Genomic DNA, 26,397 nt, shown 5'->3' with positions numbered 1-26,397 from the left:
GGTCAGTCGGCCATCACCAGGGCCGGCGTCTCCTTCGTCAGCACCTCGCCGCGGAAGAACGCCGGGCTGCGGCGCTCCATCACGAGCATCAGCACGGCGCCCAGGAGCAGCAGGCCGACGCCGATCACGAACACCGAGCCCATGCCGAGGACGGAGGAGCCGGAGCCGTACGCGGGGTCCCACATGTCGTAGAGGGTCTTGGCGAAGACGGCGGTGAGCATCAGGCCGCCGACGCCGGGGAGCACGCCCTTGACCATGAGGTTGGCCGTCGAGCGCGAGAGCTCCTTGCGGAAGAACCAGACGCAGGCGAAGGCCGTGATCGAGTAGTAGAAGCAGATCATGAGGCCGAGCGCGTAGATGGTGTCGACCAGGACGTTCTCGCTGACGAGGCTCATCACCGTGTAGAAGAGGCCGGTGGCGACGCCCGCGGCGACGGTGGCCAGGCCGGGCGTCTTGAAGCGGGGGTGGACCTTCGCGAACGCCTTGGGCATGGCCTCGTACGAGCTCATCGCGAGGGCGGTACGGGCGACGGGGATGAAGGTCGTCTGGAGGCTCGCCGCGGCGGAGGCCAGGACGGCGACGAAAAGCAGGATGCCGAGACCCGAGCCCATGATCGGGTCGGCCAGGACCGCGAACACGTTGTCGGAGGTGTCCGGGTTGCCGAGGCCGGTGCCCTTGTCGCCGATGCCGGCGTACATCTGCACGGCGATGGCGACCATCAGGTACGAGACGACGATGATCACCATGGCGAGCATGGCGGAGCGGCCGGGAGTGCGGGCGCTGCCGACGCTCTCCTCGTTGATGGACAGGCAGGCGTCCCAGCCCCAGTAGATGAAGATCGACAGGGAGAGTCCGGCAGTGAAGGCGGAGAAGGACTCGACACCGAACGGGTTCATCCAGGACAGGGAGAAGTCCAGCGAGCCGGCGACCTCGTCCGCCTTGGCGATGGCCATGACGGCGAAGATGGCGATAACGGTGAGCTGGAGTCCTACCAGGGCGTACTGGACCCACTTGGTCGCGGTGATGCCGCGGTAGCTGATCGCCGTGGCGACGGCGATGAAGGCGAGGGTGGTGAGGATGTGGACGGCCTTGTTGCCGTCGAGCGCGGCCACGCTCTCGCTGCCGCTGATCTCTCCGGCGGTGAGCCAGAAGAAGGACGTGGCCACTCCGGCGAGGTTGGAGAGGACGACGACGGTGGCCACGAGCAGGCCCCAGCCGCACATCCAGCCGATCCGCGGGCCGAAGGCCTTCACGGTCCAGGTGAAGGAGGTGCCGCAGTCCGGGACCGCCTTGTTGAGCTCGCGGTAGGCGAAGGCGACCAGGAGCATCGGGAGAAAGCCGGCGAGGAAGATCGCCGGCATCTGGAGCCCGACCTCCCCGACGGTGGGTCCGAGTGTCGAGGTCAGGCAGTAGACGGGGGCGACGGTCGAGACACCGATGACGGCTCCGCCCATCAGGCCGACGGAGTTTCCGCCGAGACCTTTCTGGCGGACACCTCCGGCGTCTTCGGGGGCGGCCGTGCCCCGTACTGCATCTCCGGCCTGCGGCCGCGCATCGATCTGGGTCATGAAGAGGACGTTAAGTCCTGCGGTTTCCACATCCGGAGGATCGAAGTCCGGATATCACCCTTTGGATTCGCAGGCCAAACCGGCGGATTGGTTCATTATTGAAAGATCGAGAGGTGCGATGGGCCGCACTTCAGCAGGTCCAGACCCAACCTCCCCAAGGTGCGAGAACCGCAGCAAAGCCCGTTTTGCCCCTTTTCAAATCTTCCCGTGCCGATTTTCGGACGCCTTTTCCCGCAGGTTCGGCACACGTCCTCACCCCGGCCACACCACCGCCTGCAGCTCGCTGTACGCATACAGCGCGTACGACCCGACGTCCCGTCCGACCCCGCTCCGCTTGAACCCGCCGAACGGTGCCTCCATGTTCCGGCCGACCGTGTTCACCCCCACCCCGCCCGCGCGCAGCTCCGCCGCCACGCGGAAGGCGCGGGCCACATCACCCGACCAGACGTAGTCGATCAGGCCGTAGTCGCTGTCATTCGCGAGCGCCACGCCCTCCTCCTCGTCGTCGAACGGGACCACGACCACCACCGGCCCGAAGATCTCCTCCCGCACCACGCGCATGTCGTTGGTGCAGTCCGCGAAGAGCGCGGGCGCGACGTAGAAGCCCCGCTCGAACGCCGGGCGCTCACCGCCCGCCACCAGCCGCGCCCCCTCCTTGCGGCCCAGCTCGACGTACGACTCGACCCGCTCGCGCTGCGCGGCCGAGATCAGCGGGCCGACCACCGTCGCGGGATCGGCCGGATCGCCGACCCGCAGCCGCCCCGCGTACGCGGCCAGGCCCGCCACCACCCGCTCGTAGACGCCCCGCTGCGCGAGCACACGTGTCGGCGCCGTACAGATCTGGCCGCTGTAGAACGAGAACGTCGTCCCGATCCCGCGCACCGCGGATTCCACGTCCGCGTCGTCGTAGACGAGCGCGGCGCCCTTGCCGCCCAGCTCCATCAGCTGGCGTTTCATCGTCCGGCCGCACACCTCGGCGATGCGCTGCCCGACCGCCGTCGAGCCGGTGAAGCTGACCATGTCGACGTCCGGCGAGTCGACGGCGGCCTCCCCCACCGCGGGCGCGGACCCCGTCACGACGTTCACCGTGCCGGGCGGCGCACCGGCCTCCTGAAGCGCCTCGGCCATCCGGTAGACCGACAGCGGGTCCTGTGGGGCGGGCTTCACGACGACCGTGTTGCCCGCCGCCAGCGCGGGCGCGACCTTGCCGGCCGCGTTGGCCCACGGGTTGTTGTACGAGGTGATGCAGGTGACGACGCCGACCGGGCGGCGCACGGCGACCGCACCGACGACGCCCGCCCTCCCCATGGGGCCCGCCGCGTTGATCTGCGGCGGCAGCGCCTGCTCGACCGGCTCCAGCGCGCCTCTGGCATAGCGGCGGAAGCGGGCCGCGCCGACGGCGACATGCATGCCGCGGGCCGTGGCGGTCGTCGCGCCGGTCTCGGCCCGGGCGAGCGCCGTGTGCGCCTCGGCGTCCCGCTGGACGAGGTCGGCGGCCCGTGCCAGGACCGCCGCTCGCTCCTCCGGTCTCGTACGCGACCAGACCGCGAACGCCTCCCGGGCCGCAGCGGCCGCCTGGTGCACCTGGGCGCGGCTCGCCTCGGGGGCGAGGCCCACGACCTCCTCCGTGGCCGGGTCGACGACCTCGTAGTGACCGAGGTCCGGCTCGACCCAGGCGCCGCCGATGAACAGCTTCTGGGGTGTCATCGGGTCCTGGGGCTTCATCGAGTTCTGCTCTGTCAAAGGATTCTGCTCTGTCATCGGATTCCGGGGCGTCATCGGGTCGACACCGTCCTGGTGTCCCGTCCCGAGCGCAGGACGACGCCCGGCAGCGCCCCGGTGACCCGGTCGTCCCTGATCGTCTCGACGCCGTTGACCCGCACGGAGACGATGCCCCTCGCCTGCGCGTCCAGGCGCGGACTGTCCCCCGGCAGGTCGTGCACCAGCCGCGCGGGGCCGGCGTCGATCCGCTCCGGGTCGAACAGCACCAGGTCCGCGTGCCAGCCCTCCTGGACCCGTCCCCGCTCGCGCAGTCCGAACAGCCGCGCCGGGTCGTCCGTGAGCATCCTGACCGCCTGCTCCAGGCCGACCAGCCTGCGGCCGCGCAGGCAGTCCCCGAGGAACCGCGTCGTGTACGGCGCCCCGCACATGCGGTCCAGGTGCGCGCCCGCGTCGGAGCCGCCGAGCAGCACGTCCTCGTGCTGCCACGTCTCGGCCCGCAGCGCCCAGGACGCCGGGTCGTTGTCGGGGGGCATCGGCCACAGCACCGTCCGCAGCTCGTCCTCGGCGCAGATCCCGACGAGGCACTCGAAGGGGTCCTGGCCACGCTCGGCGGCGATGTCCCGGACGACCCGTCCGGTCAGGCCCTCGTTCTCCTTCGCGTACGTGTCGCCGACCACGTACCGGCCGAAGTCGGCGAGGCGGCGGAAGACACCGGCCTCCTCGGAGTCGGCGCGCCACAGCATCCGTGCCCGGACGGCCGGGTCGCGGAGCTTCGCGATCCGCTCGGGGACCGGGAGGGCGAGGATCTCGCCCCAGCCGGGGAGCAGGTTGAGCGCGCAGAACGTGCCGAGCGACATGTTCATGGGGGTCAGGATCGGCATGGTGAGGGCGACGATCCGGCCGCCGGCCCGCCGGGCACGCTCGCTCGGTACGAGCTGGCGGGGCACGCGCTCGGGAACGGCGGCGTCGATGGTGAGGACGTTCCAGTTGAGGGGCCGCCCGGCGGCGGCGCTCATCGCGACGAGCAGGTCGATCTCCTCGTCCGCGAACCGGTCGAGGCACCCCGCGACGATGGCCTCGAGTTGGGTGCCCTCGTGCTCGCCCACGGCCGTCGACAGGGCAATGAGTTCGTCGGGCCGGGCGTGCCGGGATGCGACGGGCCGCCCGTCGCCGTCGGAGTGCGTCGACGACTGGGTGGTGGACAGGCCCCACGCACCCGCGTCCACGGCGTCGTGGAGGAGGCCGGTCATCTGCCGGAGCTGCGCGGGCGTGGGCTGCCCGCCGACGGCGTCCGGGCCCATGACATGGCGGCGCAGGGCACAGTGCCCGACCATGAACCCGGCGTTGACGGCCGTCCGGCCGTCGAGCGCGTCCAGATACTCGCCGAACGTGTGCCAGGTCCAGGGCGCGCCCTGCTCCAGGGCCACCAGCGACATGCCCTCGACCTTGGACATCATGCGCCGGGTGTAGTCGGCGTCCTCGGGCCGGCCGGGATGCAGCGGGGCGAGGGTGAAGCCGCAGTTGCCGCCCACGACGGTGGTGACGCCGTGGTTGAGGGAGGGCGTGGCGTAGGGGTCCCAGAACAGCTGGGCGTCGTAGTGGGTGTGCGGGTCGACGAAGCCGGGGGCGAGTACGAGGCCGGTGGCGTCCTCCTCGGTCCGCGTGTCCTCGGTGACGCCGCCGGGAGGGGCGATGACCGCGATGCGTCCGTCGCGGATACCGACGTCGCCGGCGAAGGCGGGCCCACCACTGCCGTCGACGACGGTCGCGCGCCGTATGAGGTGGTCGAGCATGGGGCGTCCCTTTCTGGTGGGGGTGGGGGTGCGCTGCCCGCGGGAGCGGGCGGGGTGCGGGGGCGCTGCGCCGCGGGGGCGGTGTGGCCCGGCCGGGGGCGGCGCGTTCGGCCGCGAACGGGCGCCCGCCGGCCGGGCCGTGGACGGATGGCGGTCCGGGAAGACGCCACCCGCGGTTGTGGGGGGGTGGGGCGCCTGCGGCGGGCCGTTCCCCTACCCGCCCTCCCCCTACGGCCTGGCGGCCGTGGGAGGTGCCCCCATCCCGAAACCCGGGCTCCCCCCGGACCCGGTACCGCGCTGCGCGCGGTGTCCTCAAACGCCGGACGGGCTGCATTGCAGCCCCGCCGGCGATTGAGGCGCGGGGGTCCGCGGGCGGAGCCCCCGGTTCGTGCCCCCGCCCGACCTCACCCCGCCGACTCCCGCATCCGCGTCGTCCGGTGGATCGGATCCGTGTCGATGTGGGGGATCACCTGGTCGCCGATCAGCCTGATCGTCGTCATCGTGTCCTCGTACGACACCCCGATCGGCAGCCCGAACGACAACTGGTCCGCCCCCGCCTGCTCCCACCTCTTGCACTGCTGCAGCACCTCACCGGGGTCGCCGCAGATCATCAGTTCCTCCGCTATCAGCAGCTCGATGATCTCCGTCGTGTACTCCGGCAGCAGCTCCGGCCACTCCGGGATGCCCTCCGGCCGCGGGAAGGTGTCGTGGTAGCGGAAGAGCAGCGACTGGAGGTAGTTGAGCCCGCCGCCGGCCGCGATCTCGACCGCCTTGTCGTGCGTCTCCGCGCAGATCGCCGTCGACGTCACCATCACGTTGTCGTTGACGAACGCGCCGACCGCCTGCGCCTCCTTCACCGCCGTCTTGTACGACTCGACGACCCACTCCATGTCGGAGACCTTCTGCACGCTGAAGCCCAGGACGCCCAGGCCCTTCCGGCCCGCCATGGCGTACGAGGACGGGGAGCCGGCCGCGTACCACATGGCGGGGTGGGCCTTCCCGTACGGCTTGGGCAGGACCTTGCGCGGCGGCAGGGACCAGTGCTTGCCCTGGAAGCCTGCGTACTCGTCCTGGAGCCACATCCTCGGGAACTCGGCGATCGTCTCTTCCCAGATCTCCTTGGTGTGGTTCATGTCGGTGATGCCCGGCATGAAGCCGAGGATCTCGTGCGAGCCGGCGCCCCGGCCCGAGCCGAACTCGAAGCGGCCCTGCGACAGGTGGTCGAGCATCGCGACCTTCTCGGCGACCTTGACGGGGTGGTTGACGGGTGCGAGGGGGTTGAAGATCCCCGATCCCAGGTGGATCCGTTCCGTCGCGTGCGCGAGGTAGCCGAGGAAGACGTCGTTGGCCGACAGGTGGGAGTACTCCTCCAGGAAGTGGTGCTCGGAGGCCCAGGCGTACTTGAACCCGGACCGGTCCGCCTGGATGACGTACTCGGTCTCCTCCATGAGCGTCTTGTGCTCGGCGAGCGGGTCTGTCTCGGCGCGCTTGCCGAGGTATCCCTGTACGAAGATGCCGAATTCCACGGGGGTTCACCGCCCAATCGTTTCTGACGCTCCGTCAGACCTGGTTGGCTCCGACTGTTCCACCGCCCACCCGGACCGTCAATACCTGACGGTCCGTCAGAGAACGCTGACCCCGGCGAGCCATCCCCCGTCGATGACGAACGGCTGGCCCGTGATGTACGAGGAGTCCTCGCCGGTCAGGAAGAGCGCGAGCCGCGCGACCTCCTCGGGCCGCCCGACCCGGCCGAGCGGCACGAGCGTGCGGTACAGCTCCTCGATCGCGCCCGGGTCCGCGCCCTCCGGGTTGCTCATCGGGGTGTCCACCGCGCCCGGGCACACGGCATTGACGCGTATCCCCCGCCCGGCCAGCTCCAGCGCGGCGACCCTGGTCAGGCCAAGAATCGCGTGCTTGGAGGCGGTGTACGCGCCGACGTACGCCATGCCGGTCAGGGCCGTGTACGAGGCGGTGTTGACGATCGTCCCGCCGCCGGCGGCCTCGATCTCCGGGGCGAGCGTCTTGATCCCGAGGAACGCACCGACCTGGTTGACCTGGGTGATCAGCTGGAACTCCGCCAGCGGCGTGCCGACCAGTTCGTTGAAGCGCAGGATGCCCGCGTTGTTGACCAGGCCGTCGACGCGGCCGAAGGCGTCCTTCGCAGCGGCGACGGCGGCGGTCCAGTCGTCCTCCCGGCTCACGTCCAGGTGCACGTAGAGGGCCCCCAGCTCCTCGGCCAGCTTCTGTCCCGGCTCGTCGAGCACGTCGGCCAGGACCACGCGCGCGCCCTCCGCCGTGAAGAGCCGGGCCTCCGCCTCGCCTTGTCCGCGCGCCGCACCGGTGATGAACACGACGCGTCCGTCCAGTTTGCCCATGCCGAGTCTCCCTGGTCATTCGAGGGTCATGCGAGGCTTATGCGAGGTGAGGGGCCACGTCGGCGGCGAACGCCGCCATCTGATCCGTCAGTTCGGACACACCGCGGCTGCGGAAGCGGACCTGGATCTGGTCGACGCCCATCACCGCGTAGGCACGCAGTGCATCGGCGAGGGCCTCGGGCCTGCCGGTGAGGGTCCTGCGGCCGGTGGGCCAGGAGGGTTCGCCGACGTAGAGCGGTTCGGTGAGCGCGCCGATCACGCAGGGCACCTCGATCCCGGCCTTCTCGCGCAGCGCCCTGATGCGGGCGATCTGCGCGGGCAGCCGGTCGCGCGGGTCGCCCTGCGGCAGCCAGCCGTCGCCCTTGAGCGCGGCCCGGCGGACGGCGGCGGGCGAGGACCCGCCGACCCAGATCGGTACGCGCTCCTGGGCGGGCCGGGGCCGTTGCCCCAGGTCCTTGAAGGAGTACCGCACCCCGGTGAACTCGCAGAACTCCTCCGGGCCGAGCGCCGCCCGCAGCGCGTCGACGCTCTCGTCCAGCAGGGGTCCGCGGTCGTCGAAGCCGACGCCCAGCGCGTCGAACTCCTCGCGCACGTGCCCGGCGCCGACGCCGAGGATCAGCCGCCCGCCGGAGAGGTGGTCGAGGGTCGCGTACTGCTTGGCGGTCAGCAGGGGGTGGCGCAGTCCGACGACCGCGACATGGCTCAGGAGGCGGACGCGTTCGGTGACCGCCGCGAGGTGCGACAGCGTGGCGACGGGGTCGTACCAGACGGTGGACATGGCGTCGGCCAGGCGGCGCGGGATCGCGACGTGGTCGCAGACGGCGATGTACGCGAAGCCGGCGCGGTCGGCGGCGCGGGCGATCTCGACGAGCGCGTCCGGCCCGGCCTCGACCTCCCAGGGCTCGGCGTAGAGGGTGCTCTGGGACTGGACCGGGAGCTGCATCCCGTACGCGACCATGGAGGGCTCCTCGTATCTGACGGACCGTCATAAACAGCCCGCCCATGGTCGTGCCCCGCGGTCCAGCAGGCAAGGCCCCCGCGCCGCCTACCCCAGCAGCGCGTACACCGTGGAGGCGCGGGCCGCGGGGCCGTCCGCGCCCTCGGGGGTCATGGTGATGTCGGCGAACGCCATGCGCCGGCCCAGCTTGGTGATCCGCGCGTCGACGAGGACGTCGGCGCCCGTGACGGCCCGCAGGAAGCTGGTGGACTGCTGGACCGTGGTCATGGGGACGAAGGCCCCGCGGGCCGACGACACGGCGATCACGGTGGCGGTGTCGGCCGCGGCCATGAGCGCCTGCCCGGACAGGGCCAGCCCTCCCGCGCGAGCGCCTCGGACCAGGGCAGGCGCAGCACCGCGTGCAACTCGCCCGCCTCGTGGACGGTCAGCCCGAGGTCGAGCACCCAGGGCACGAAGTTGTCGGACAGGATCTTGTCGGCTTCGGCGATGGAGAGCGTCATGCGAAGCATGGTGCCGTGGAGGGAGCGGCGGGGGTAGCGGGCGTGGCCGGCACGCGTTTGCGTCGGCGGAGCGTGTCCGTATCCGGGTCATGCCCCCTACGCGCGCTCAACCACCTGGGGCCGCGTCCTGGGCTCGAAGGAGAGGTGATCTGTCGCTTCTCGGCTTCCGTAGATCGCCAGGACGGCGTCCACGCCGTCGATGGTGAGTTCTCTCAGCTCAAGGCGCCGGTCTTCGGCCGCTTCGCACCTGGCCGCCCACGATGCGGGCTCAGGTTGGAGGGAGGCAAAATCTCGATGACTGTGGCCATGCCGACGACAGGTCTGCCCTCGTGCATGGTGATCACGTCACCGACCTTCAGATGCAGCCATTGGTCGGGGCTCAGGGGAGCCAGCCGAACGTCGGCGGTCTCTCCGGGACCCAGCTCTTCCGCGAACTCCACCCACAACATCGCAATGTTCAGATCTCGCCCTCCATCGGCAGTGCGGTTACCGATGTCCCACAGTGGTCTGAGCCGACCGTCCCCGGAGAAGGCAGCCTGGCGCCCGCCCTCTTCTGCTTCCAGCAAGCTCAGCGTCGCCCGGACGGTGCCGTGCTGGACTTCCCAGCCCCGCCACTCGCACCAACGGCGGCTACGGTCGAGCATCATCTGCCGAGCGGCCTCGGCGAGGAGCTCCCAGAAGTCCACAGACAGGGGCCGGACGTCCGCGATCTCGACGAGAAGGCCGAGCGCCATCTCCCATTCCTGGCGCTTGATGTTCTCGCGCACATCCTCGACTGTCACGCCGTTCTCCGGCATGGCATCTTCGGGCAGCAGATCGACGGCCTGCCGAAGGAGTGTGAACGCGTCATCCATGTGGTGGATTGTCTCCTGACCACGGATGCCTCGTCACAGGCGACCAGGCAGGGCGCCACGGCACGACATGTCGTTCTGGTCGCCGGCCGCCAAGGGGTACGCCTCTCTTCTCGCCGTGCCCTTCGGCGAGAAGATCCACATCACCGCTCCGTTCGACTGCGTCCTCGACACCACCGGTTTCCAGGCACCGGCCGAAGGCTGACCCCCCGGCACCGGGCCCCGGCCGGCCCGGTCCAGCGCTACGCCCCCGCCCACAGCCCGTCCTCCGTCAGGCCCAGCAGCTCGATCGCGTTGCCGCGCACGATGCGGTTCACCACCTCCGGCGGGAGGTGGGCCATCTGGGACTCGCCGACCTCCTTCGACTTCGGCCAGGTCGAGTCCGAGTGCGGGTAGTCCGTCTCGTACAGCACGTTGCCCGCGCCGATCGCCGCCAGGTTCCGCAGGCCGAAGGCGTCGTCGAAGAAGCAGCCGTACACGTGCTCGGCGAACAGCTCGGAGGGCGGGCGGGTGACCTTGTCGGCTACGCCGCCCCAGGCGCGGTTCTCCTCCCAGACCACGTCGGCCCGTTCCAGGATGTAGGGGATCCAGCCGATCTGGCCCTCGGCGTACATGATCCGCAGGTTGGGGAAGCGCTCGAACTTGCCGCTCATCAGCCAGTCGACCATCGAGAAGCAGCAGTTGGCGAAGGTGATGGTGGAGCCGACCGCGGGCGGGGCGTCCGCCGAGGTCGAGGGCATCTTCGAGGACGAGCCGATGTGCATGGCGACGACCGTGCCGGTCTCGTCGCACGCCGCGAGGAAGGGGTCCCACTCGTCGGTGTGGATCGAGGGCAGTCCCAGGTGCGGGGGTATCTCGGAGAAGGCGACCGCGCGCACGCCCCGGGCGGCGTTCCGGCGGACCTCGGCGGCGGCGAGGCGGGCGTCCCAGAGGGGGATCAGCGTCAGCGGGATGAGCCGGCCGCGGGCCGCGGGGCCGCACCACTCCTCCACCATCCAGTCGTTGTACGCCCGCACTCCCAGCAGGCCGAGCTCCCGGTCGGCGGCCTCCGTGAATATCTGGCCGCAGAAGCGGGGGAACGTCGGGAAGCAGAGCGCCGACTGCACGTGGTTCACGTCCATGTCGGCGAGCCGGTCCGGGACGCTGTACGAACCGGGCCGCATCTGCTCGTACGTGATGACCTCTAGCCGGATCTCGTCGCGGTCGCAGCCGACGGCCGTGTCGAGCCGGGTCAGCGGGCGGCGCAGGTCCTCGTACACCCACCAGTCGCCGATCGGGCCGTCGTCGCCCGGCGCCCCCATGACCGGCGCGAACTTGCCGCCGAGGAAGGTCATCTCCTTCAGCGGGGCACGCACGATGCGCGGGCCGGTGTCGCGGTACTTCGACGGGAGCCGGTCCCGCCAGACATTGGGGGGCTCCACCGTGTGGTCGTCCACCGAGATGATCTTCGGGAAGGTCTCCATGGATTCACGGTAGCGCCGATCTGACGGTACGTCAGGTAGCGTGCACCGGTTCGCCGTGCGCCCTACGTATACACCGTGTCTATAGTGCGCTCACGCACGCGGCCGACCACCGCGGCACGCGCCGCTTCGCGCGACCACCACACAGGGGGAACACCGTCATGCCCGTCAAGACGCCCATACGCAGGCCGCGGGTTGTCTCCGCCGTCGCCGCCGTCTCGCTCGCGCTGGTCCTCACCGGCTGCTCCATGGACACGACCTCACCCGCCGACGCCCGCGCCGACGCCCCCGCGTCCGACGCCAAGGCACCCGGCAGCGGCAAGGGCGTCGGCGCGGGGGGCGGGTCGGCCGTGGACTACGAGAAGGCCAAGTGCATCGCGCTGACCTTCGACGCGGGTCCCGGCAAGGACACCCCGCGGCTGCTCGACATCCTCGAGTAGGAGAAGGTGCACGCCACCTTCTTCCTCCTCGGCAAGAACCACGTCCTCAAGTACGCGGACGTCGTCCGGCGCCTGGCGGCCGAGGGCCACGAGGTCGCCAACCACACCTGGACGCACCAGCGCCTGGACCAGCTGGACAAGGACGGGATACGCGACGAACTGGGCCGCACCCAGGACGCCATCGCCGACATCACCGGCACGAAGCCCACGCTGATGCGCCCGCCCCAGGGCCGTATCAACGACGACGTCACCGCCGTCAGCAAGGAGCTCGGCCTCTCCCAGGTGCTGTGGAGCGCCACCGCCAAGGACTACTCGACCACCGACTCCGCACTCATCCAGAAGCGCATCCTCGACCAGGCCGACCGCGACGGAATCATCCTGCTCCACGACATCTACGACGGAACGGTGCCCGCCGTCCCCGGCATCATCAAGGAGCTGAAGAAGCGCGGTTACACCTTCGTCACGGTCCCCGAGCTCCTCGCGCCCGCCGAACCGCAGCCCGGAACCGTCTATCGTCCCTGATCAGGTGTAGGACGAGGCTCACACGGGCAGGCGGGATCCGAGGTGCCCCGCTGCTGACGCGGCCGCACCCTACAGGGCAGACTGTCGGGGGCGATTTCCGGCAGTACGGGCAGGGGGCAGCCAATGGACCGTGACAGCGGGCCACGCGTACCGAATCAGCGCGCTCCGCTGCACAGCGGCGGCAGCGAGGCCGCCGGTCTGTACTTCAGCGTGCTCGGCCCCGTCCGGGTCAGGCGGGGCGCCGAGACCCTGCCGCCCGGCTCGCCGCAGCAACGCGCCCTGCTCGCCGCGCTGTTGCTGCGCGACGGCCGGACCGCGACGGCGTCGGAGCTGATCGACGCGATCTGGGGCGAGGAACCGCCCTCGCAGGCGCTCGCCGCCGTCCGCACGTACGCCTCCCGGCTGCGCAAGTCCCTGCCCGCCACGGTGCTCGTGAGCGAGTCCGGCGGTTACGCGCTGCGCGTCGGGCGGGACGCGCTCGACCTCGTCGTGGCGCAGGAGCTCGCCGCGGAGGCGGACAAGGCGCGTGCCGCCGGCGACCGTGCCCAGGCCCGGACGCTGATCAACAAGACGCTCGGCCTGTGGGACGGCGAGCCGCTGGCGGGCGTCCCCGGGCCGCACGCGGAGAACGAGCGCGCCCGGCTGGACGAGTGGCGGCTGCAACTGCTGGAGACCCGCCTCGACCTGGACCTGGAGCTCGGCTGCCACGCAGAGGCCGTCTCGGAGCTCACCGCGCTCACCGCCGCGCATCCGCTGCGGGAGCGGCTGCGGGAGCTGCTGATGCTCGCGCTGTACCGCAGCGGGCGGCAGGCGGAGGCCCTGGCCGTGTACGCCGACACGCGGCGGCTACTCGCCGATGAACTGGGCGTCGACCCGCGGCCCGAGCTGGCCCGTCTCCAGCAGCGCATCCTGCGGGCGGACGCGGAGCTGGCGCGGCCGGTCGAGGAACCGTCGCCCGCGCCGCAGGTCACGCGGCCCGCGCAACTTCCGGCCACGGTCCCGGACTTCACCGGCCGGGCCTCGTTCGTGCGGGAGTTGGGCGACCGGCTCGCCACCGCCGAGGGCTCGGTCATGGCGGTCTCCGCCCTCGCGGGCATCGGCGGCGTCGGCAAGACGACGCTGGCGGTGCACGTCGCCCACCAGGCGCGCAAGCACTTCCCGGACGGGCAGCTGTACGTGGACCTCCAGGGCGCGGGCAACCGGGCCGCCGAGCCGGAGACGGTACTCGGCGCGTTCCTGCGCGCCCTGGGCGCGGCGGACTCCGCGATCCCGGACACGCTGGACGAGCGGGCCGCGCTGTACCGCTCGACGCTGGACGGACGCCGGGTCCTCGTCCTGCTGGACAACGCGCGCGACGCGGCCCAGATCCGGCCCCTGCTGCCCGGCACGGCCGGGTGTGCGGCGCTGATCACCAGCCGGGTGCGGATGCTGGACCTCGCGGGCGCGCACCTGGTGGACCTGGACGTCATGTCGCCGGAGGAGGCGCTGCAGCTCTTCACGCGGATCGTGGGCGAGGAGCGGGTGCGTGCGGAGCGCGAGGCGGCGTTGGACGTGGTCGCGGCGTGCGGATTCCTGCCGCTGGCGATCCGTATCGCGGCCTCCCGCCTGGCGGCGCGCCGGACGTGGACCGTCTCGGTCCTGGCGGCCAAACTCGCGGACGAACGCCGCAGGCTGGACGAGCTCCAGGCGGGCGACCTGGCGGTGAAGGCGACGTTCGAGCTGGGCTACGGCCAGCTGGAGCCGGCCCAGGCCCGCGCGTTTCGCCTGCTGGGCCTGGCGGACGGCCCGGACATCTCGCTGGCGGCGGCCGCGGCGGTGCTGGATTTCCCCCTCCACGTGACGGAGGACCTGCTGGAGGCGCTGGTCGACACGTCGCTGCTGGAGTCGGCAGCACCGGGCCGATACCGCTACCACGACCTGGTCCGGCTCTACGCGCGTGCATGCGCGGAGCGGGACGAACAGCCGCCGGAGGAGCGGGAGGCGGCGCTGTCGCGGCTGCTGGACTTCTATCTGGGCACGGCGGCGCGGGTGTTCGCCATTGAGCGTCCCGGCGACCGGCTGGTGGACCATCTGGAGCCGACCGGGAACGCCGGGCTGTCGTTCACCGACCGGCAGGCGGCCCAGGACTGGCTCTACGCCGAGGCGAACTGCCTACTGGCCTGCGCGCGTCAGGCATCCGGCGGGTCTCACCTCCGGCGGGCGGTGGACCTGCTGTGGGCCGCCCAGAACCTGGCCGAGTCCGGGGCCAACTCGAAGACCTACGAGGCGGCGGCCTTCCTCGCCTTCGAGGCGGCGCGAGCCGCCGGCGACACGCGCACGGAGGCCCGAGCGCGGACGTCCCTCACCAATGTCCATCTGGTCGCGGGCCGTTATGCGGAGGCGGACGAGGAGGCCGCGCAGGCGGCGGTGCTGGCGAAGGCCGCGGACGACCCGGCGCCGGTGTACTGGTCGGACAACGACCGCGGCATCATCGCGTTCAACCAGGGGCGCCATGCGGAGGCCGAACAGCATCTGCGTCACGCCATGGAGGGCTCCCGGGCCGACGGCAATCTGCCCGGCGAGGCGAGTGCACTGTGCAACCTGTCGCGCGTCCACGTCGTCACCGGTCGGGCCTCCGAAGCCATCATCCTGGCCCGTGAGGGCGTCGCCATATACGACAGGATCGGCCACAAGCTGCGCCTGGCGAACGCCAGGTTCGCACTCGGCATCGCACTCACCGCGGCGGGGCACCACGCGGAGGCGCTGAATCAGCTGACGGACGCTCTGGGCCAGTTCGAGGTGAACCGGCAGCGACTGTGGGAAGGGACGACTCACTTCCGCATCGCCGAGGTCCACCTGTCCGCCCGCCGCCCGGCGGGGGCGGCGCAGCATGCCGAGCAGGCTCTGGCGATCGGCTGCATCGGTGGCGACCGCACGCGCGGCAAGGTGCTGCTCACTCTCGGCCGGGCGCTGGAGGCTCTTGGACAGGCGGACCGGGCCCGTGCCTGCTGGCGTGAGGCGCTGGCCCTGCACGAGCAGTCCGGCGCCGCTGAGGCCGAGGAGGCCCGGCAACTGCTCACCACTCCGCTGAGTGCCGCCTGAAAAGGCAGGGCCAGGGCGTTCATCGAATGTTTATGCTCGTCCGACATGCTCAACAGCAGTCGATCCGTCGTGTCGGGGGGCAGACGGATCACCGGGGCCGAAAGGTCCACTGGCCTTCCGTCCGGCAGCCCTCGGGGGAGTTTCCGGGCGGAGGGCCGAACTCAGTCGCATCGGTCAATCCCATGGGGGCACGAAGCATGAGCAGCACCGAGAAGAAGAACGAAGAGATCACCACGATGGGCGACCACCATTCGCCGGCGCCCCCGGCAGACGGCGGCATCACCACCATGGGCGACCACCACTCGCCGCTGCCCCCCGCCGACGGTGCGGTGACGACTCTCGGAGACCACCACTCCCCGCTGCCGCCGGCCGACGGCGGGATCACCACCATGGGCGACCACCACTCGCCCGCACCCCCGCTGGACTGAGCCACCCACGACGGGGAACGGCCGCGGCGGCGCGGAGGGGGAGCCGCCGCGGCCGTGGTGTGCCTGGGCGCGGTCACCCGCCGTGCCGGGCGCGCAGCTCGGCCTTCAGCACCTTCCCGCTCGCGTTCCTGGGCAGTTCGTCCATGAACTCCACCTGCCGCGGCACCTTGTAGTTCGCCATTTCCCGTCGCGACCAGGCGATCAGGTCGTCCGCGGTGAGCGTCGCGCCGGGGCGGCGGACCGCGTAGGCCTTGCCGGCCTCGCCCAGGCGGGCGTCCGGGACGCCGATCACCGCCACGTCCGCGATGTCGGGGTGCAGGCCCAGGAGTTGCTCGATCTCCGCCGGGTACGCGTTGAAGCCACCGACGATGAACATGTCCTTGATCCGGTCCGTGATGCGCAGGTTGCCCGCCGCGTCGAGGACGCCCACGTCGCCCGTGTGCAGCCAGCCGTCCGGGGTGAGGGCACGGGACGTCTCGGCCGGGTCCTCGAAGTAGGCGCGCATCACGTTGAGGCCGCGGACCAGGATCTCGCCCGGTTCGCCCGGGGGCGCGGCAACGCGGACCTCCGTGCCGGGGATCGCGCGGCCCGAGGTCGTGGCGATCACCGACGGGGCGTCGCCGCGGCGGCACATCGTGACGATGCCGCTCGCCTCGGAGAGGCCGTACGCGGTGAGCACGGTCGGGACGCCGAGTTCGCAGCGGAGGCGTTCGACGAGGCGCAGCGGGACGACGGCGGCCCCGGTCACCACCAGGCGCAGGGCCGACAGGTCGTGCTGGTCCCGGGCGGGATGGTCGAGCAGCGACTGGTGCAGGGTCGGGGGCCCCGGCAGGACCGAGATCCGTTCGGCGGCGATGTTGGCGAGGACGGTGTCCACGTTGAAGACGGACTGCGGCACCATCGTCGCGCCGCGGGTCAGGCAGGCGATCACGCCCGCCTTGTAACCGAAGGTGTGGAAGAAGGGGTTCACGATCAGATAGCGGTCGCCCTCGCGCAGCCCGGCGATGTCACTCCACAGGTCGTAGCAGCGCAGGGTCTGGGCGTGGGTGATGACCGCGCCCTTGGGGCGGCCGGTCGTCCCGGACGTGTAGACGATGTCGGACGGATCGGCCCCGGTGACGGTGTCCGCACGGGCACGGACGGCGGCGGACGTGATCGCGTCGCCGCCGGCGAGGAAGTCCTTCCAGGCGCGGTAACGCGGGGCGTCGGGCGCACAATCGGCGAGAACCACGATCTGCTCCAGGTCGGGAAGTTCCCCGTCGGCCCGGCGCAGCGAGGCGACGTACGAGGTGCCGAGGAAGGTCCCGGTGACGAACAGGAGCCGGGCGCGGGAGCGCCGGAGGACGTCGGCGGCCTCGGCGCCCTTGAAGCGGGTGTTGAGGGGGACGAGGACGGCGCCCGCGGTGACCGCGCCGAGCGCGGAGACGATCCAGTCGAGGGTGTTGGGCGCCCAGATCGCGACCCGGTCGCCCTTGGCGACGCCGGACGCGATGCACGCGGCGGCGGCGCGTTCGACGCGTTCGCCCAGTTCGGCGTAGGTGACGCGAGTGCGGCCGTCGACGACGGCCTCCCGTTGCCCGTACCGCCCGGCCGCGTCCCGCACCAGCCCCGGGACGGAGCCCCACTCCAGGTCGCCGCGTCGCATCGCACGCACCCCTCTCGGCAGCCAACTTAGCTGACGGTACGTCAGATTAGCTGTACGCTGCCCGCCATGGCGACCCTCAAGGACCGGGCGGCGATAGCCGGCATAGGACAGACCGCCTTCGCGAAACACCTGCCGGAATCCGAGAAGACCCTGGCCTGCCGGGCGGTGCTCGCCGCGCTCGGCGACGCCGGCATCGCGCCCTCGGAGGTCGACGCCTTCGCCTCGTACACGATGGAGGAGACGGACGAGGTCGAGCTCGCGAAGGCGATCGGGGCCGGGGACGTCACCTTCTTCTCCCGCGTGGGCTTCGGCGGCGGGGGCTCCTGCGCCACCGTCGCGCATCTCGCCACCGCGATCGCCACCGGCCAGGCGACCGTCGGCGTCGCGTGGCGCTCGCGCAAACGCGGCTCGGGCCCGCGCCCCTGGACGAACACGACCGCCCAACTGCCCACCCCCGCCCAGTGGACCCGCCCCTTCGGGCTGCTGCGGCCCGCCGACGAGATCGGCATGCTCGCCCGCCGCTACATGCACGAGTACGGCGCGACCCGCGACCACTTCTTCAACGTCGCGCTCGCGTGCCGGAGCAGGGCCAACCAGAACCCGGCCGCGATCATGTACGACCGGCCGCTGACCCGCGAGATGTACATGACGGCCCGCTGGATCAGCGAGCCGCTGTGCCTGTTCGACAACTGCCTGGAGACCGACGGCGCCCTCGCCTGCGTGGTCGTCTCGGCCGAACGTGCCCGCGACTGCCGCCGGCGGCCCGTCTACGTCCACTCGGCCGCCCAGAGCCTGCCCGCCCAGCACCACGGCATGGTCAACTACTGGAACGACGACCCGCTCACCGGCCCGGCCTGGACCGCGGCCCGGCAGCTGTGGAAGCAGGCCGACTTCGGGCCCGAGGACGTCGACGTGGCCCAGATCTACGACGCGTTCACGCCGCTCGTCCCGCTGTCCCTGGAGGGCTACGGCTTCTGCGGGAGGGGGGAGGGCGGCGCCTTCACGGAGGGCGGGGCCCTGGAGATCGGCGGACGGCTCCCGCTCAACACTGGCGGGGGCGGGCTCAGCGAGGCGTACGTACACGGCTTCAACCTGATCAACGAGGGCGTGAAGCAACTGCGCGGCGCATCGACGGCCCAGGTGGCGGGCGCGGCGACGTGCCTGGTCACGGCGGGCGAAGGCGTCCCCACATCCGCTCTGCTGCTGAGGAGTTGAGATGCTCGCACCCGTTTCCGACGAGGACGGCGCCCCCTTCTGGGAGTACGCCGCCCGGGGCGAACTGCGGATCCAGGCTTGCGCCGCCTGCGGCGAGCCGCGCTTCCCGCCCCGCCCGTGCTGCCCGCACTGCGGGTCCTTCGACAGCGAGTGGCGCCTGATGTCGGGCCGCGGCCGCATCTGGTCGTACGTGGTCCCCCACCCGCCCCTGCTGCCCGACTACGCCGACCAGGCCCCCTACAACGCGGTCGTCGTCGAACTCGCCGACGCCCCACGCATCCGCCTCGTCGGCAATGTCGTCACCTCGCCCGACGCGCCGCTGAACTCGCTCGACCCTGCGCGGCTGCGGATCGGGGCGCCGGTGAAGGCGGTCTTCGACCGCACCGGCCTGCCCCGCTGGCTGCTGGAGCGGCCGTGAGCATCCGGGTGGAGACGCACGAGGACACGGGCGTCGCCCTCGTCACCCTCGACCGGCCGGCGAAACACAACGCGATCGACCTCGCCATGGCCGGTGAACTGGCGGCGGTCTGGCAGCGGTTCCGCTTCGACGACACGGTCCGCGCGGCGGTCGTGACGGGCGCGGGAACCGCGGCGTTCTGCACCGGCATCGACCGCTCGGCCGAGGCGCCGCAGCCCTCATCCCCGTACTCGGTGGACGATCCGCTGCTGAGCATCGGGCCCAAGGCCCACGACCTGTGGAAGCCGGTCGTCTCGGCGGTGGAGGGCATGGCCTGCGGAGGGGCGTTCTACCTGCTCGGGGAGAGCGAGTTCGTGGTGGCCTCGCGCGAGGCGACGTTCTTCGACCCGCACACCTCGTACGGGATGGTCAGCGCGTACGAGTCGGTGAACATGGCGCTGCGGATGCCGCCGGGCGAGGTGGCGCGGACGGCGCTGATGGGGACGGCGGAGCGGCTGTCGGCCCGGCGCGCGTACGAGACCGGCCTGGTGTCCGAACTGACCGAGCCGGGCGGGGCCGTCGCGGCGGCGCTGCGGGCCGCCGCCGTGATCGCCTCGTATCCGACGGAGGCGGTGCAGGGCACCGTACGGGCCGTCTGGTCGGCGACGGAGTCGGCGCGAGCCGGGGCGCTCGCCCTCGCCCCGCACCTGGTCGTGCTCGGGAACCTGCCGCCGGAGCGGCAGGCCGAGTTGTTCGCGAAGGGGCGGGGCGGGGACGGGCGGGGCCGGGCCGGCTTCAGGCTGCGCTGAGGACCTCGTGGGTGCCGGACCTGGCGGGCCGGTCAGCTGCGGGAGGCGCGGGAGACCTCGCACTTGGTGTACTCGGAGCCGTCACCGGAACCGGTGTACGGGGTGGTGAGCACGGCGCTCTCGGACGCGCCCGCGGCGACGGCGATCGCCGTCTTGCTCGCGGTCGCCGGGACGACGGAGCCGCCGGCGGCACCCATGAACTTCATGGTGACGTCGTAGTCGTAGTCCGGCGCACCGCTGTTGGTGACCGTGATCCTCGCGGTGAGGTTCTTGGTCGCGGTGTCGTACTTGCACTCGTCGATGGTGATGTCGCGCGCGGCCTTGTCGGCGCTGGAGCCGCCGGGCAGCGAACCGCCGCTACTGCCGGAGCTGTCGTCGTCACGGTGGCTGCTGCCGCCGCTGCTGGAGCTGGAGCTGCTGTGGTTGTCGCAGCCGCCGCCACTGGAACCGCGGGCTCCGGTCAGGGCGACGAGTGCGATGCCGAAGACGGCGAGCGCGCGGACATGACGGATCTTCACGTTTCAACCCCCGTTGAAAGTGTCGGCAGATGGGCTCGGTTGACGAGCGCACGTCACCCTAGCAGCGCTCGGGGCCCCTCTCGTCCCGCTGCCCGTCTCCCGCGACCGCGTCAGCGTTCGTCGCGCTGCCCCGGCTGGGGAGGATACGTGGGCGGGCCTCCCGCGCCGTGTCCGTCGTCGTAGGGGCCGTGCCGGTGGGGGCTGTCGCGGTAGGGCACACCGGCGTCGGACCCGTACGGCCCCCGGTCCTCCTCCGGCGGGGCGTGCGTCTCCTCGTATGCGCCCCGGCGCGGGCGTCCGCTCATCACCACGGCGGCGACGAGCAGCAGGAGGCCGCCGCCCGCGGCGAGCGCGACGCCGATGCCGAGACCGGCCCCGTCACCGCCGACGGCCAGGCTGCCGGCCGCCTGGCCCTGGCGGACCATCCACAGGACGGTGAAGCCGAGCACGACCAGCCCGGACACGGCGACGAGCAGGCGCGAGCGCAGCACCACGCCGACCAGCGTGATCAGCGCGCCGACGGCGAGCGGCAGCAGGACGGACGTCAGGAGCGGGCCGTCGGTGCCGGTGATGCCGGTGAAGAGGTCCTGGACGCGGTAGTCGCGTCCGTGACGGCCGTCGTACCAGTCACGGAAGGGGCTCCATACGGCGGCCGTCGCTCCGACGAGAGCGAGGATCGAGCCGATGAAGTTGCGGATCATCGCCGGCCTCCTTGGGTCAGCCGCTCCGGTCGCGACCGCTCCCGGTCACGACGCTACGCCGGCGCGGGTACCCCGCCAAGCGGGTCGTAAGCCGCCGCGGGGGCGACTCCAGCCCGTCCGGCCCGTCCGGCGCGGGGGCGTGCCGACCGGGGGCAACTCCAGCCCGTCCGGCGCTTGAGGACACGGCCGCAGGCCGTGCCACGCCACCAGGGCGACGGCCGGATCCGAAACCTCAGCCGAGTCGCCGGGGCTCTGCCCCGGCCCCCGCGCCTCAAACGCCGGCGAGGCTGGATTCACCCGGTCCGCCGGCGCAGCCCACCCGCAGGGCTGCAATGCCCCCGGGCCGGGCACGCAGCGCACCCGTGTCAGCGGGCCGCGCGGCCCGTGGCCGTGCCCTTCTCCGCGTCGAGTGCGTAGACGCAGCGGTCCTTGCTGCACGCGTACACGACACCGTTGCGGGCGACCGGCGAGCCGGTGATCTCGCCGCCCGTGGCCAGCTTCCAGCGCAGCTGGCCGCCGCTCGCGTCGAGCGTGTAGAGCACGTGGTCGGCCGAGCCGAAGTGCACGCGGCCGTCCGCGACGACCGGTGCGCCGACGACCTCGCCGCCCGCCGCGAACCGCCACATCGGCGTCCCGGTCACGGCGTCGAGCGTGTAGAGCGCGCTGCCGCTGCCTACGTGGATGTTGCCGGCGGCGACGAGCACGGGCTCGATGGACTGGCGGGGCTCCGTGGCGATGCGCCAGCGGTCCTTGCCGGTGGTGGCGTCCAGCGCGTACACGGTGCCGAGGTAGTCGGCGAGGTACACGCCGCCGCCCGTCACGGCGGGGCCCGGCGCGAAGGCGGGCGGCGAGAGGAAGACGGCCGGCGCCTCGAAGTGCCAGCGCACCAGGCCCGAGGCGATGTCCACGGCGAGGACGCGCGTGCCGGCGGAGACGTAGACGTAGCCGTCGGGCGCGGGCTGTACGCGCACGGGCACGTTGCCGCAGGACGCGGCGTCGCCCACGGGGTAGGACCAGCGCTCGTCGCCGGTGCGGGCCTCCAGGGCGCGCAGGCGGGCGTCCTTCCACACGTAGACGGTGTCGCCGAAGATCGCCGGCCCCGCCTCGGGCGTCTCGAAGTCCGTCTGGGCACCGGTGATCTCCCACAGCTTCTGGCCGTTGGACGCCTCCCACGCCTGCACGCCGCCGCCACGGGTGCCGGTGAGGACGGTGCCGCGGTCGACCTTGAGGGAGTACACCCAGGCATCGGTCTGCAGCCGCCAGCGCTCGCCGCCGCTCGTGGCGTCGAGCGCATAGAGCGTCGGCCCGTCGGAGCCGTGGATACGGCCCCCCTCGACGGCCATGGACCAGGCGACGTCGCGGGTCTTGAACTGGCGTCGGCCGGTGCCGACGTCGAGCGCGTGGACCTCGAACGACGTCACGTACAGCAGGTCGCCGGAGACGACCGGCGTCCCCCACACGTCGTTCGACATGCGGAAACGCCACGGGCGCCAGTGCCCGGGCCCGGTCTCGGGGGGCGGCGCGGGGGCGGGTACCGGTGCGGGAACGGCGCTGGTGGCGGCCTCGGGGCCGTTCAGCCCACCGGGCGGACGGATCCATCCGGTGGCCGGGCCGGCGTCGGCGACCGGGGCGGCGTGACCGGCGCCGACCGCGCGCAGCCCGGGGCCGATGGCCACGGCGGTGCCTGCCAGCCGCACGGGGGCTCCGCCGGAGTGGGCGGGGCCGTGGCCGTGCCGGGCCGGCTCACGCTCGGGAGCGGGCGGCGCGGGGGGCGGCGGGGGCGCCTGGGGCGCGGGCCTCGCGGGCTCGGCGGGGCGCGGCGCGGGGGCGCGGCCGCCGCCGCGGCGGGCCTCGATCATGGCGGTGGCGAGGCCGGGCAGCCACGCGGACGCGGTGCCGCTGTCGTCGCCGCCGGCGGAGAACAGGTGCGGGGCGAGCTGGGCCTGGAGGTCCTCGGGGGTCGGCCGCAGCGCGGCCTCCATCTGCATGCACGACTCGATCAGCGGGCGCAGCTCGTCGGGCAGGCCCTCCAGGTCGGGCCCTTCGCGCAGGAGCATGAAGACGGTCTCGACCGGGTTCGCGCCGTGGAAGGGCGCATGGCCGGTGGCGGCGAAGACGAGGGTGGAGCCGAGGGAGAACACGTCACTGGCCCCGGTGACGCTGCGGGAGTCGCGGGCCTGCTCGGGCGACATGTAGGCGGGCGTGCCGACGGCGACGTTGGTCATGGTCAGCCGGGTGTTCGAGACGCCGGACGCGATACCGAAGTCGATGACTCGGGGTCCGTCCTCGACGACGAGGACGTTGGACGGCTTGAGGTCCCGGTGGACGAGTCCCGCGCCGTGGATGGACTGGAGGGCCTCCGCGATACCGGCCGCCAGCCAGCGCACCGCCTGGGCGGGCAGCGGCCCGCACTCGTTGACGATCTCCTCGAGGGAGGGCGCGGGCACGTAGGCGGTGGCGAGCCAGGGCACGGCGGCGCGCGGGTCGGCGTCGACGACGGCGGCCGTGTAGAAGCCGCTCACCGCGCGGGCGGCCTCCACCTCGCGCGTGAAGCGGACACGGAACAGCTGGTCCTCGGCGAGCTCGGTGCGCACGGTCTTGATCGCGACTCGGCGGCCGGACGCCGACCGGGCGAGATAGACCAGTCCCATGCCGCCGGCGCCGAGCCGGCCCAGCACCTCGAACGGACCGATCCGTCTCGGGTCGTGCTGCGTCAGCTGCTCCATACCTGCGTGCCACCTCCCCGTACGGGCTCCATCGACATGGAGCCCGTCATCTACCCCGTGCAGGGTCTCACCCTCGAGCCCCTCTGCGGTGAGCACCCTGATTCTTCCTGTCCGCGGCGACGGTTGCGAACCCGGGGGCGGATCGGGGTGTCTCACCCGGTTCCGGACACGTCGGACAGCGGGTCGCCTCCGGTGGGGACGCGCCGTACGGGTCCGAAGGTCTGCCGCCCGGTTGCGTCCGGGGGCCGCTCCCTCAGCGCGGGCGGCGCGGAGCCACCGCATCCGGCTCGCGGTGCTCCTGCGTGCGGTCCGGCGGGCGGGGGCGTTCCGTGTCCGGGTGGAGTTCGGGGTCCAGGCGCGGGGCCGGGGACGTGGTCGGTTCCGGGGCGCGCTGGGCCAGCGGGCCTTCCGGGAGGAGGGGCTCCGCGGGCGCGGGCTCCGCCAGGATCGCGAACGTCGCCCCCTGGTCGTCCGTGAGAACCGCCATGCGGCCGTACGGGATGTCGTACGGCGCCGTCCGCACCCGGCCGCCGAGCCGGACGACCGTCTCCGCCGCCGCGTCACAGTCCTCGACGCAGAAGTAGACGAGGAAGTGGCCGGGCATCTCCGCCGGGAGGGAGTCGTTGATCACGCTGCGTCCGCCCACGGCCGTGCTCTCGCCCGGCACCGTCCCCGCGGGCGACCACATGCGGAAGTCCTCGGACGTGATGCCGGGCAGGTCGGTGCCCTGGAAGCCGAGGACTCCCTCGTAGAAGGCGTCGACGCGCTCCTTGTCGCGCGTGTAGACCTCGGTCCAGCAGAACGAGCCGGGCTCGCCGTGCTTCTCGAAGCCCACGCGCTCCCCCGCCTGCCACAGGCCGAAGACCGCGCCGCCCGGGTCCGCCACCACGGCGGCCGTGCCCGCCCGGCCCACGGGCAACGGGTCGTTGATCACCTGGCCGCCACCTGCGGCGATGCGCCGCGCGAGCCCGGTGGCGTCAGGGGTGGCCAGGTACACGCCCCACACGGTGGGCATGCGCCCGTCACGCTTGGGAGTGAGGGCGGCGACGAGGCGACCGCCGCTGTATGCGTCGGCGTACCGCCCGCGTGAGCCGCCGCCGGGGAGCGGGTCCCCGCCGCCCTCGGTGAAGGTCCAGCCGAAGAGCTCCCCGTAGAAGCGCTTGCCCGCCTCGACGTCCGGAAGGGACGCGTCCACCCAGCAGGGCGTGCCCTCGGTGAATCCGGCCATGGAGTGGTTCCCTTCCGTGTGGTGCCCGTCACATCACGCTAACGTCGCCGCACCCGGGGCGCGCGGAAGGAGACCGAACAAAGGTCCAAGGAGGACATGAGGGGCAGTCGTCACGTTGAGCGACGACCCGTCTCGGTGGGTTGTCCACCGAAGTTGTCCACAGGCTGTTGATAACACTATTTCCGTCGCGCACCCGCCCCATTTGCAGTCGGCCGAATCGCGCGCCGATCGCCCCTCGGTAAGCTGACGGCATGACAGGACAAGTACGCACCGTCGACGGCCGGGTGGCCGGACGACGCGGTCAGGCGACGCGGCAGAAGCTGCTCGACTGCCTCAGCGAGATGCTCAGCTCCTCGCCGTACCGGGACGTCAAGGTCATCGACGTGGCCCGGAAAGCGGGCACTTCACCCGCGACGTTCTATCAGTACTTCCCGGACGTGGAGGGTGCCGTCCTCGAGATCGCCGAGGAAATGGCGAAGGAAGGCGCGTCGTTGACCGATCTGGTCTCCGGGCGCTCCTGGGTCGGCAAGGCCGGCTGGCAGTCCTCCGAGGAACTGGTCGAGGGTTTCCTCGACTTCTGGCGCCGCAACGACGCGATCCTGCGCGTGGTCGACCTGGGCGCGGCGGAGGGTGACAAGCGGTTCTACAAGATCCGCATGAAGATCCTGAACTCCGTCACCAACTCCCTTACCGAGGCCGTTCAGGAGCTCCAGTCCAAGGGCAAGGTCGACAAGGACGTGAGCCCCGCGGCCATGGCCGGATCGCTCGTGGCGATGCTCGCCGCGGTGGCCTCGCACCAGAAGGGCTTCACCACCTGGGGCGTGAAGCAGGCCGAACTGAAGCCGAATCTGGCGCTGTTGGTGCACCTCGGCATCACCGGCAAGAAGCCGACGAAGTAGCGTCGCCCCATCACCACCCGTAGTCCTGTCACGCGTAGTCCTGTCACGCCGACGGCGGTCACCCATGAGGTGGCCGCCGTCGCGCATTTGCGCCGCCGTGCGAGCCGCCGGACCGCAGGCCGAGGCGGCCGGCGAGCCGGCTCCACGACGCCCGGACGCGGGGAACGGAACGGGGGGATCAGCAGACCGGGCCGGGCGCGGCGGCGGTGGCGCGCAGCAGGTCGCGCACGAGGTCGAAGTCGATCCGCTCCATGCGGCGCAGCCGCAGGCAGCCCTTGCCCATGTCCTGTCCAGCGAGGCGCGCGTCGAAGGCCTCGCGCACATCGGGGCGCATGAGGTAGAGAGCCACGTACTGCTTCTGGTTCGCGAAGGCGATCTCCGGCTCGGCGCCCGGCCTGCGGTAGGCGGGCATGCCGTACGCCATGACCTCCTCGTAGCCGGTCAGCTCGATCCGGCACAGCTCCCTGATGCGGACGAGCGCGGTGAGCCGGTCCGGCTCCGCCACCTCCTCCATATAGGCGTCGACGTCCGCGGCACTGCTCGAGACCATACGACCCACCT

General features: G+C 72.0%; 21 protein-coding genes and 2 pseudogenes. 8 read left to right on the top strand and 15 right to left on the bottom strand.

Features of this window, described 5'->3' with window-relative positions; all coding sequences use genetic code 11:
• Nucleotides 1-2 precede the first annotated feature (2 nt).
• From ACLB9X_RS15065 to ACLB9X_RS15030, 8 genes and pseudogenes are all read right to left on the bottom strand, one after another.
• Nucleotides 3-1,568, bottom strand: coding sequence for an APC family permease (locus ACLB9X_RS15065; protein ID WP_410360847.1), 1,566 nt, complete (start codon nucleotides 1,566-1,568; stop codon nucleotides 3-5).
• A 252-nt stretch (nucleotides 1,569-1,820) separates the two neighbouring features.
• On the bottom strand, nucleotides 1,821-3,275 hold the full coding sequence (locus tag ACLB9X_RS15060) for an aldehyde dehydrogenase family protein (RefSeq protein WP_410360906.1): 1,455 nt from the start codon (nucleotides 3,273-3,275) through the stop codon (nucleotides 1,821-1,823).
• A 68-nt stretch (nucleotides 3,276-3,343) separates the two neighbouring features.
• Nucleotides 3,344-5,083 carry an N-acyl-D-amino-acid deacylase family protein gene (locus ACLB9X_RS15055; protein WP_410360846.1) on the bottom strand — a complete coding sequence of 580 codons (1,740 nt, stop codon included), beginning with the start codon at nucleotides 5,081-5,083 and terminating at the stop codon, nucleotides 3,344-3,346.
• A 404-nt stretch (nucleotides 5,084-5,487) separates the two neighbouring features.
• Entirely contained in the window at nucleotides 5,488-6,609 is a 1,122-nt protein-coding gene (locus ACLB9X_RS15050; RefSeq protein ID WP_410360845.1) for an LLM class flavin-dependent oxidoreductase, read from the bottom strand.
• A gap of 96 nt (nucleotides 6,610-6,705) precedes the next feature.
• Nucleotides 6,706-7,458 (bottom strand): SDR family NAD(P)-dependent oxidoreductase, encoded by a 753-nt coding sequence (locus tag ACLB9X_RS15045; protein WP_410360844.1) that lies wholly within the window; start codon nucleotides 7,456-7,458, stop codon nucleotides 6,706-6,708.
• 37 nt (nucleotides 7,459-7,495) lie between these two features.
• On the bottom strand, nucleotides 7,496-8,416 hold the full coding sequence (locus ACLB9X_RS15040) for an LLM class F420-dependent oxidoreductase (RefSeq protein ID WP_410360843.1): 921 nt from the start codon (nucleotides 8,414-8,416) through the stop codon (nucleotides 7,496-7,498).
• A gap of 87 nt (nucleotides 8,417-8,503) precedes the next feature.
• A pseudogene (locus ACLB9X_RS15035) lies at nucleotides 8,504-8,916 on the bottom strand (PaaI family thioesterase).
• 212 nt (nucleotides 8,917-9,128) lie between these two features.
• Nucleotides 9,129-9,770, bottom strand: a complete 642-nt coding sequence (locus tag ACLB9X_RS15030; protein WP_410360842.1) for a hypothetical protein — start codon at nucleotides 9,768-9,770, stop codon at nucleotides 9,129-9,131.
• A gap of 67 nt (nucleotides 9,771-9,837) precedes the next feature.
• Here ACLB9X_RS15030 and ACLB9X_RS15025 point away from each other — a divergent pair, with 67 nt between their 5' ends.
• On the top strand, nucleotides 9,838-9,972 hold the full coding sequence (locus ACLB9X_RS15025) for a hypothetical protein (RefSeq protein WP_410360841.1): 135 nt from the start codon (nucleotides 9,838-9,840) through the stop codon (nucleotides 9,970-9,972).
• 37 nt (nucleotides 9,973-10,009) lie between these two features.
• Here the strand turns inward: ACLB9X_RS15025 and ACLB9X_RS15020 are convergent, their stop codons facing one another.
• Nucleotides 10,010-11,230, bottom strand: a complete 1,221-nt coding sequence (locus ACLB9X_RS15020) for an amidohydrolase family protein (protein ID WP_410360840.1) — start codon at nucleotides 11,228-11,230, stop codon at nucleotides 10,010-10,012.
• A gap of 158 nt (nucleotides 11,231-11,388) precedes the next feature.
• On the opposite strand from ACLB9X_RS15020, the pseudogene ACLB9X_RS15015 reads away from it, so the two are divergent.
• The 3 genes and pseudogenes from ACLB9X_RS15015 to ACLB9X_RS15005 all read left to right on the top strand — a co-directional run bounded on the left by ACLB9X_RS15015 (nucleotide 11,389) and on the right by ACLB9X_RS15005 (nucleotide 15,698).
• Nucleotides 11,389-12,189 (top strand): annotated as a pseudogene (locus ACLB9X_RS15015) (polysaccharide deacetylase family protein).
• Between the two features lie 123 nt (nucleotides 12,190-12,312).
• Nucleotides 12,313-15,270, top strand: a complete 2,958-nt coding sequence (locus ACLB9X_RS15010; RefSeq protein WP_410360839.1) for an AfsR/SARP family transcriptional regulator — start codon at nucleotides 12,313-12,315, stop codon at nucleotides 15,268-15,270.
• Nucleotides 15,271-15,467: 197 nt separating this feature from the next.
• A complete protein-coding gene (locus ACLB9X_RS15005) occupies nucleotides 15,468-15,698 on the top strand; it encodes a hypothetical protein (protein ID WP_410360838.1) in 231 nt (76 codons plus the stop codon).
• Between the two features lie 73 nt (nucleotides 15,699-15,771).
• Here ACLB9X_RS15005 and ACLB9X_RS15000 read toward each other — a convergent pair whose 3' ends face one another.
• On the bottom strand, nucleotides 15,772-17,343 hold the full coding sequence (locus tag ACLB9X_RS15000; RefSeq protein ID WP_410360837.1) for a FadD3 family acyl-CoA ligase: 1,572 nt from the start codon (nucleotides 17,341-17,343) through the stop codon (nucleotides 15,772-15,774).
• A 66-nt stretch (nucleotides 17,344-17,409) separates the two neighbouring features.
• Here ACLB9X_RS15000 and ACLB9X_RS14995 point away from each other — a divergent pair, with 66 nt between their 5' ends.
• Genes ACLB9X_RS14995 through ACLB9X_RS14985 form a run of 3 tightly spaced genes read left to right on the top strand, consistent with a single transcriptional unit; the run spans nucleotide 17,410 to nucleotide 19,764 of the window.
• Nucleotides 17,410-18,558, top strand: coding sequence for a lipid-transfer protein (locus tag ACLB9X_RS14995; RefSeq protein ID WP_410360836.1), 1,149 nt, complete (start codon nucleotides 17,410-17,412; stop codon nucleotides 18,556-18,558).
• A gap of 1 nt (nucleotide 18,559) precedes the next feature.
• The gene (locus ACLB9X_RS14990) at nucleotides 18,560-18,976 is read left to right on the top strand and encodes a Zn-ribbon domain-containing OB-fold protein (protein WP_410360835.1); all 417 of its coding nucleotides are present in this window, start codon (nucleotides 18,560-18,562) and stop codon (nucleotides 18,974-18,976) included.
• Nucleotides 18,973-19,764, top strand: coding sequence for an enoyl-CoA hydratase/isomerase family protein (locus tag ACLB9X_RS14985; RefSeq protein ID WP_410360834.1), 792 nt, complete (start codon nucleotides 18,973-18,975; stop codon nucleotides 19,762-19,764). Before ACLB9X_RS14990 ends, ACLB9X_RS14985 begins: the two co-directional genes overlap by 4 nt.
• Nucleotides 19,765-19,796: 32 nt before the next feature.
• On the opposite strand, the gene ACLB9X_RS14980 is transcribed toward ACLB9X_RS14985, so the two are convergent.
• The 4 genes from ACLB9X_RS14980 to ACLB9X_RS14965 form a co-directional block, all read right to left on the bottom strand.
• Nucleotides 19,797-20,282, bottom strand: a complete 486-nt coding sequence (locus ACLB9X_RS14980) for a hypothetical protein (protein WP_410360833.1) — start codon at nucleotides 20,280-20,282, stop codon at nucleotides 19,797-19,799.
• Between the two features lie 110 nt (nucleotides 20,283-20,392).
• The gene (locus ACLB9X_RS14975; RefSeq protein ID WP_410360832.1) at nucleotides 20,393-20,983 is read right to left on the bottom strand and encodes a hypothetical protein; all 591 of its coding nucleotides are present in this window, start codon (nucleotides 20,981-20,983) and stop codon (nucleotides 20,393-20,395) included.
• Between the two features lie 365 nt (nucleotides 20,984-21,348).
• Nucleotides 21,349-23,709 carry a PQQ-binding-like beta-propeller repeat protein gene (locus ACLB9X_RS14970; protein WP_410360831.1) on the bottom strand — a complete coding sequence of 787 codons (2,361 nt, stop codon included), beginning with the start codon at nucleotides 23,707-23,709 and terminating at the stop codon, nucleotides 21,349-21,351.
• Nucleotides 23,710-23,962: 253 nt separating this feature from the next.
• On the bottom strand, nucleotides 23,963-24,937 hold the full coding sequence (locus ACLB9X_RS14965) for a VOC family protein (protein ID WP_410360830.1): 975 nt from the start codon (nucleotides 24,935-24,937) through the stop codon (nucleotides 23,963-23,965).
• Nucleotides 24,938-25,188: 251 nt separating this feature from the next.
• Here ACLB9X_RS14965 and ACLB9X_RS14960 point away from each other — a divergent pair, with 251 nt between their 5' ends.
• Nucleotides 25,189-25,836 (top strand): TetR family transcriptional regulator, encoded by a 648-nt coding sequence (locus ACLB9X_RS14960; RefSeq protein ID WP_307714933.1) that lies wholly within the window; start codon nucleotides 25,189-25,191, stop codon nucleotides 25,834-25,836.
• 178 nt (nucleotides 25,837-26,014) lie between these two features.
• Here the strand turns inward: ACLB9X_RS14960 and ACLB9X_RS14955 are convergent, their stop codons facing one another.
• Nucleotides 26,015-26,386 carry a DUF1801 domain-containing protein gene (locus tag ACLB9X_RS14955; RefSeq protein WP_410360829.1) on the bottom strand — a complete coding sequence of 124 codons (372 nt, stop codon included), beginning with the start codon at nucleotides 26,384-26,386 and terminating at the stop codon, nucleotides 26,015-26,017.
• Between the last annotated feature and the right edge of the window lie 11 nt (nucleotides 26,387-26,397).

Source organism: Streptomyces sp. 5K101 (genome assembly GCF_046506645.1).
GTDB lineage: Bacteria > Actinomycetota > Actinomycetes > Streptomycetales > Streptomycetaceae > Streptomyces.
Note: the sequence above shows the minus strand (reverse complement) of the source record. Positions and strands in the feature narration are given on the sequence as shown.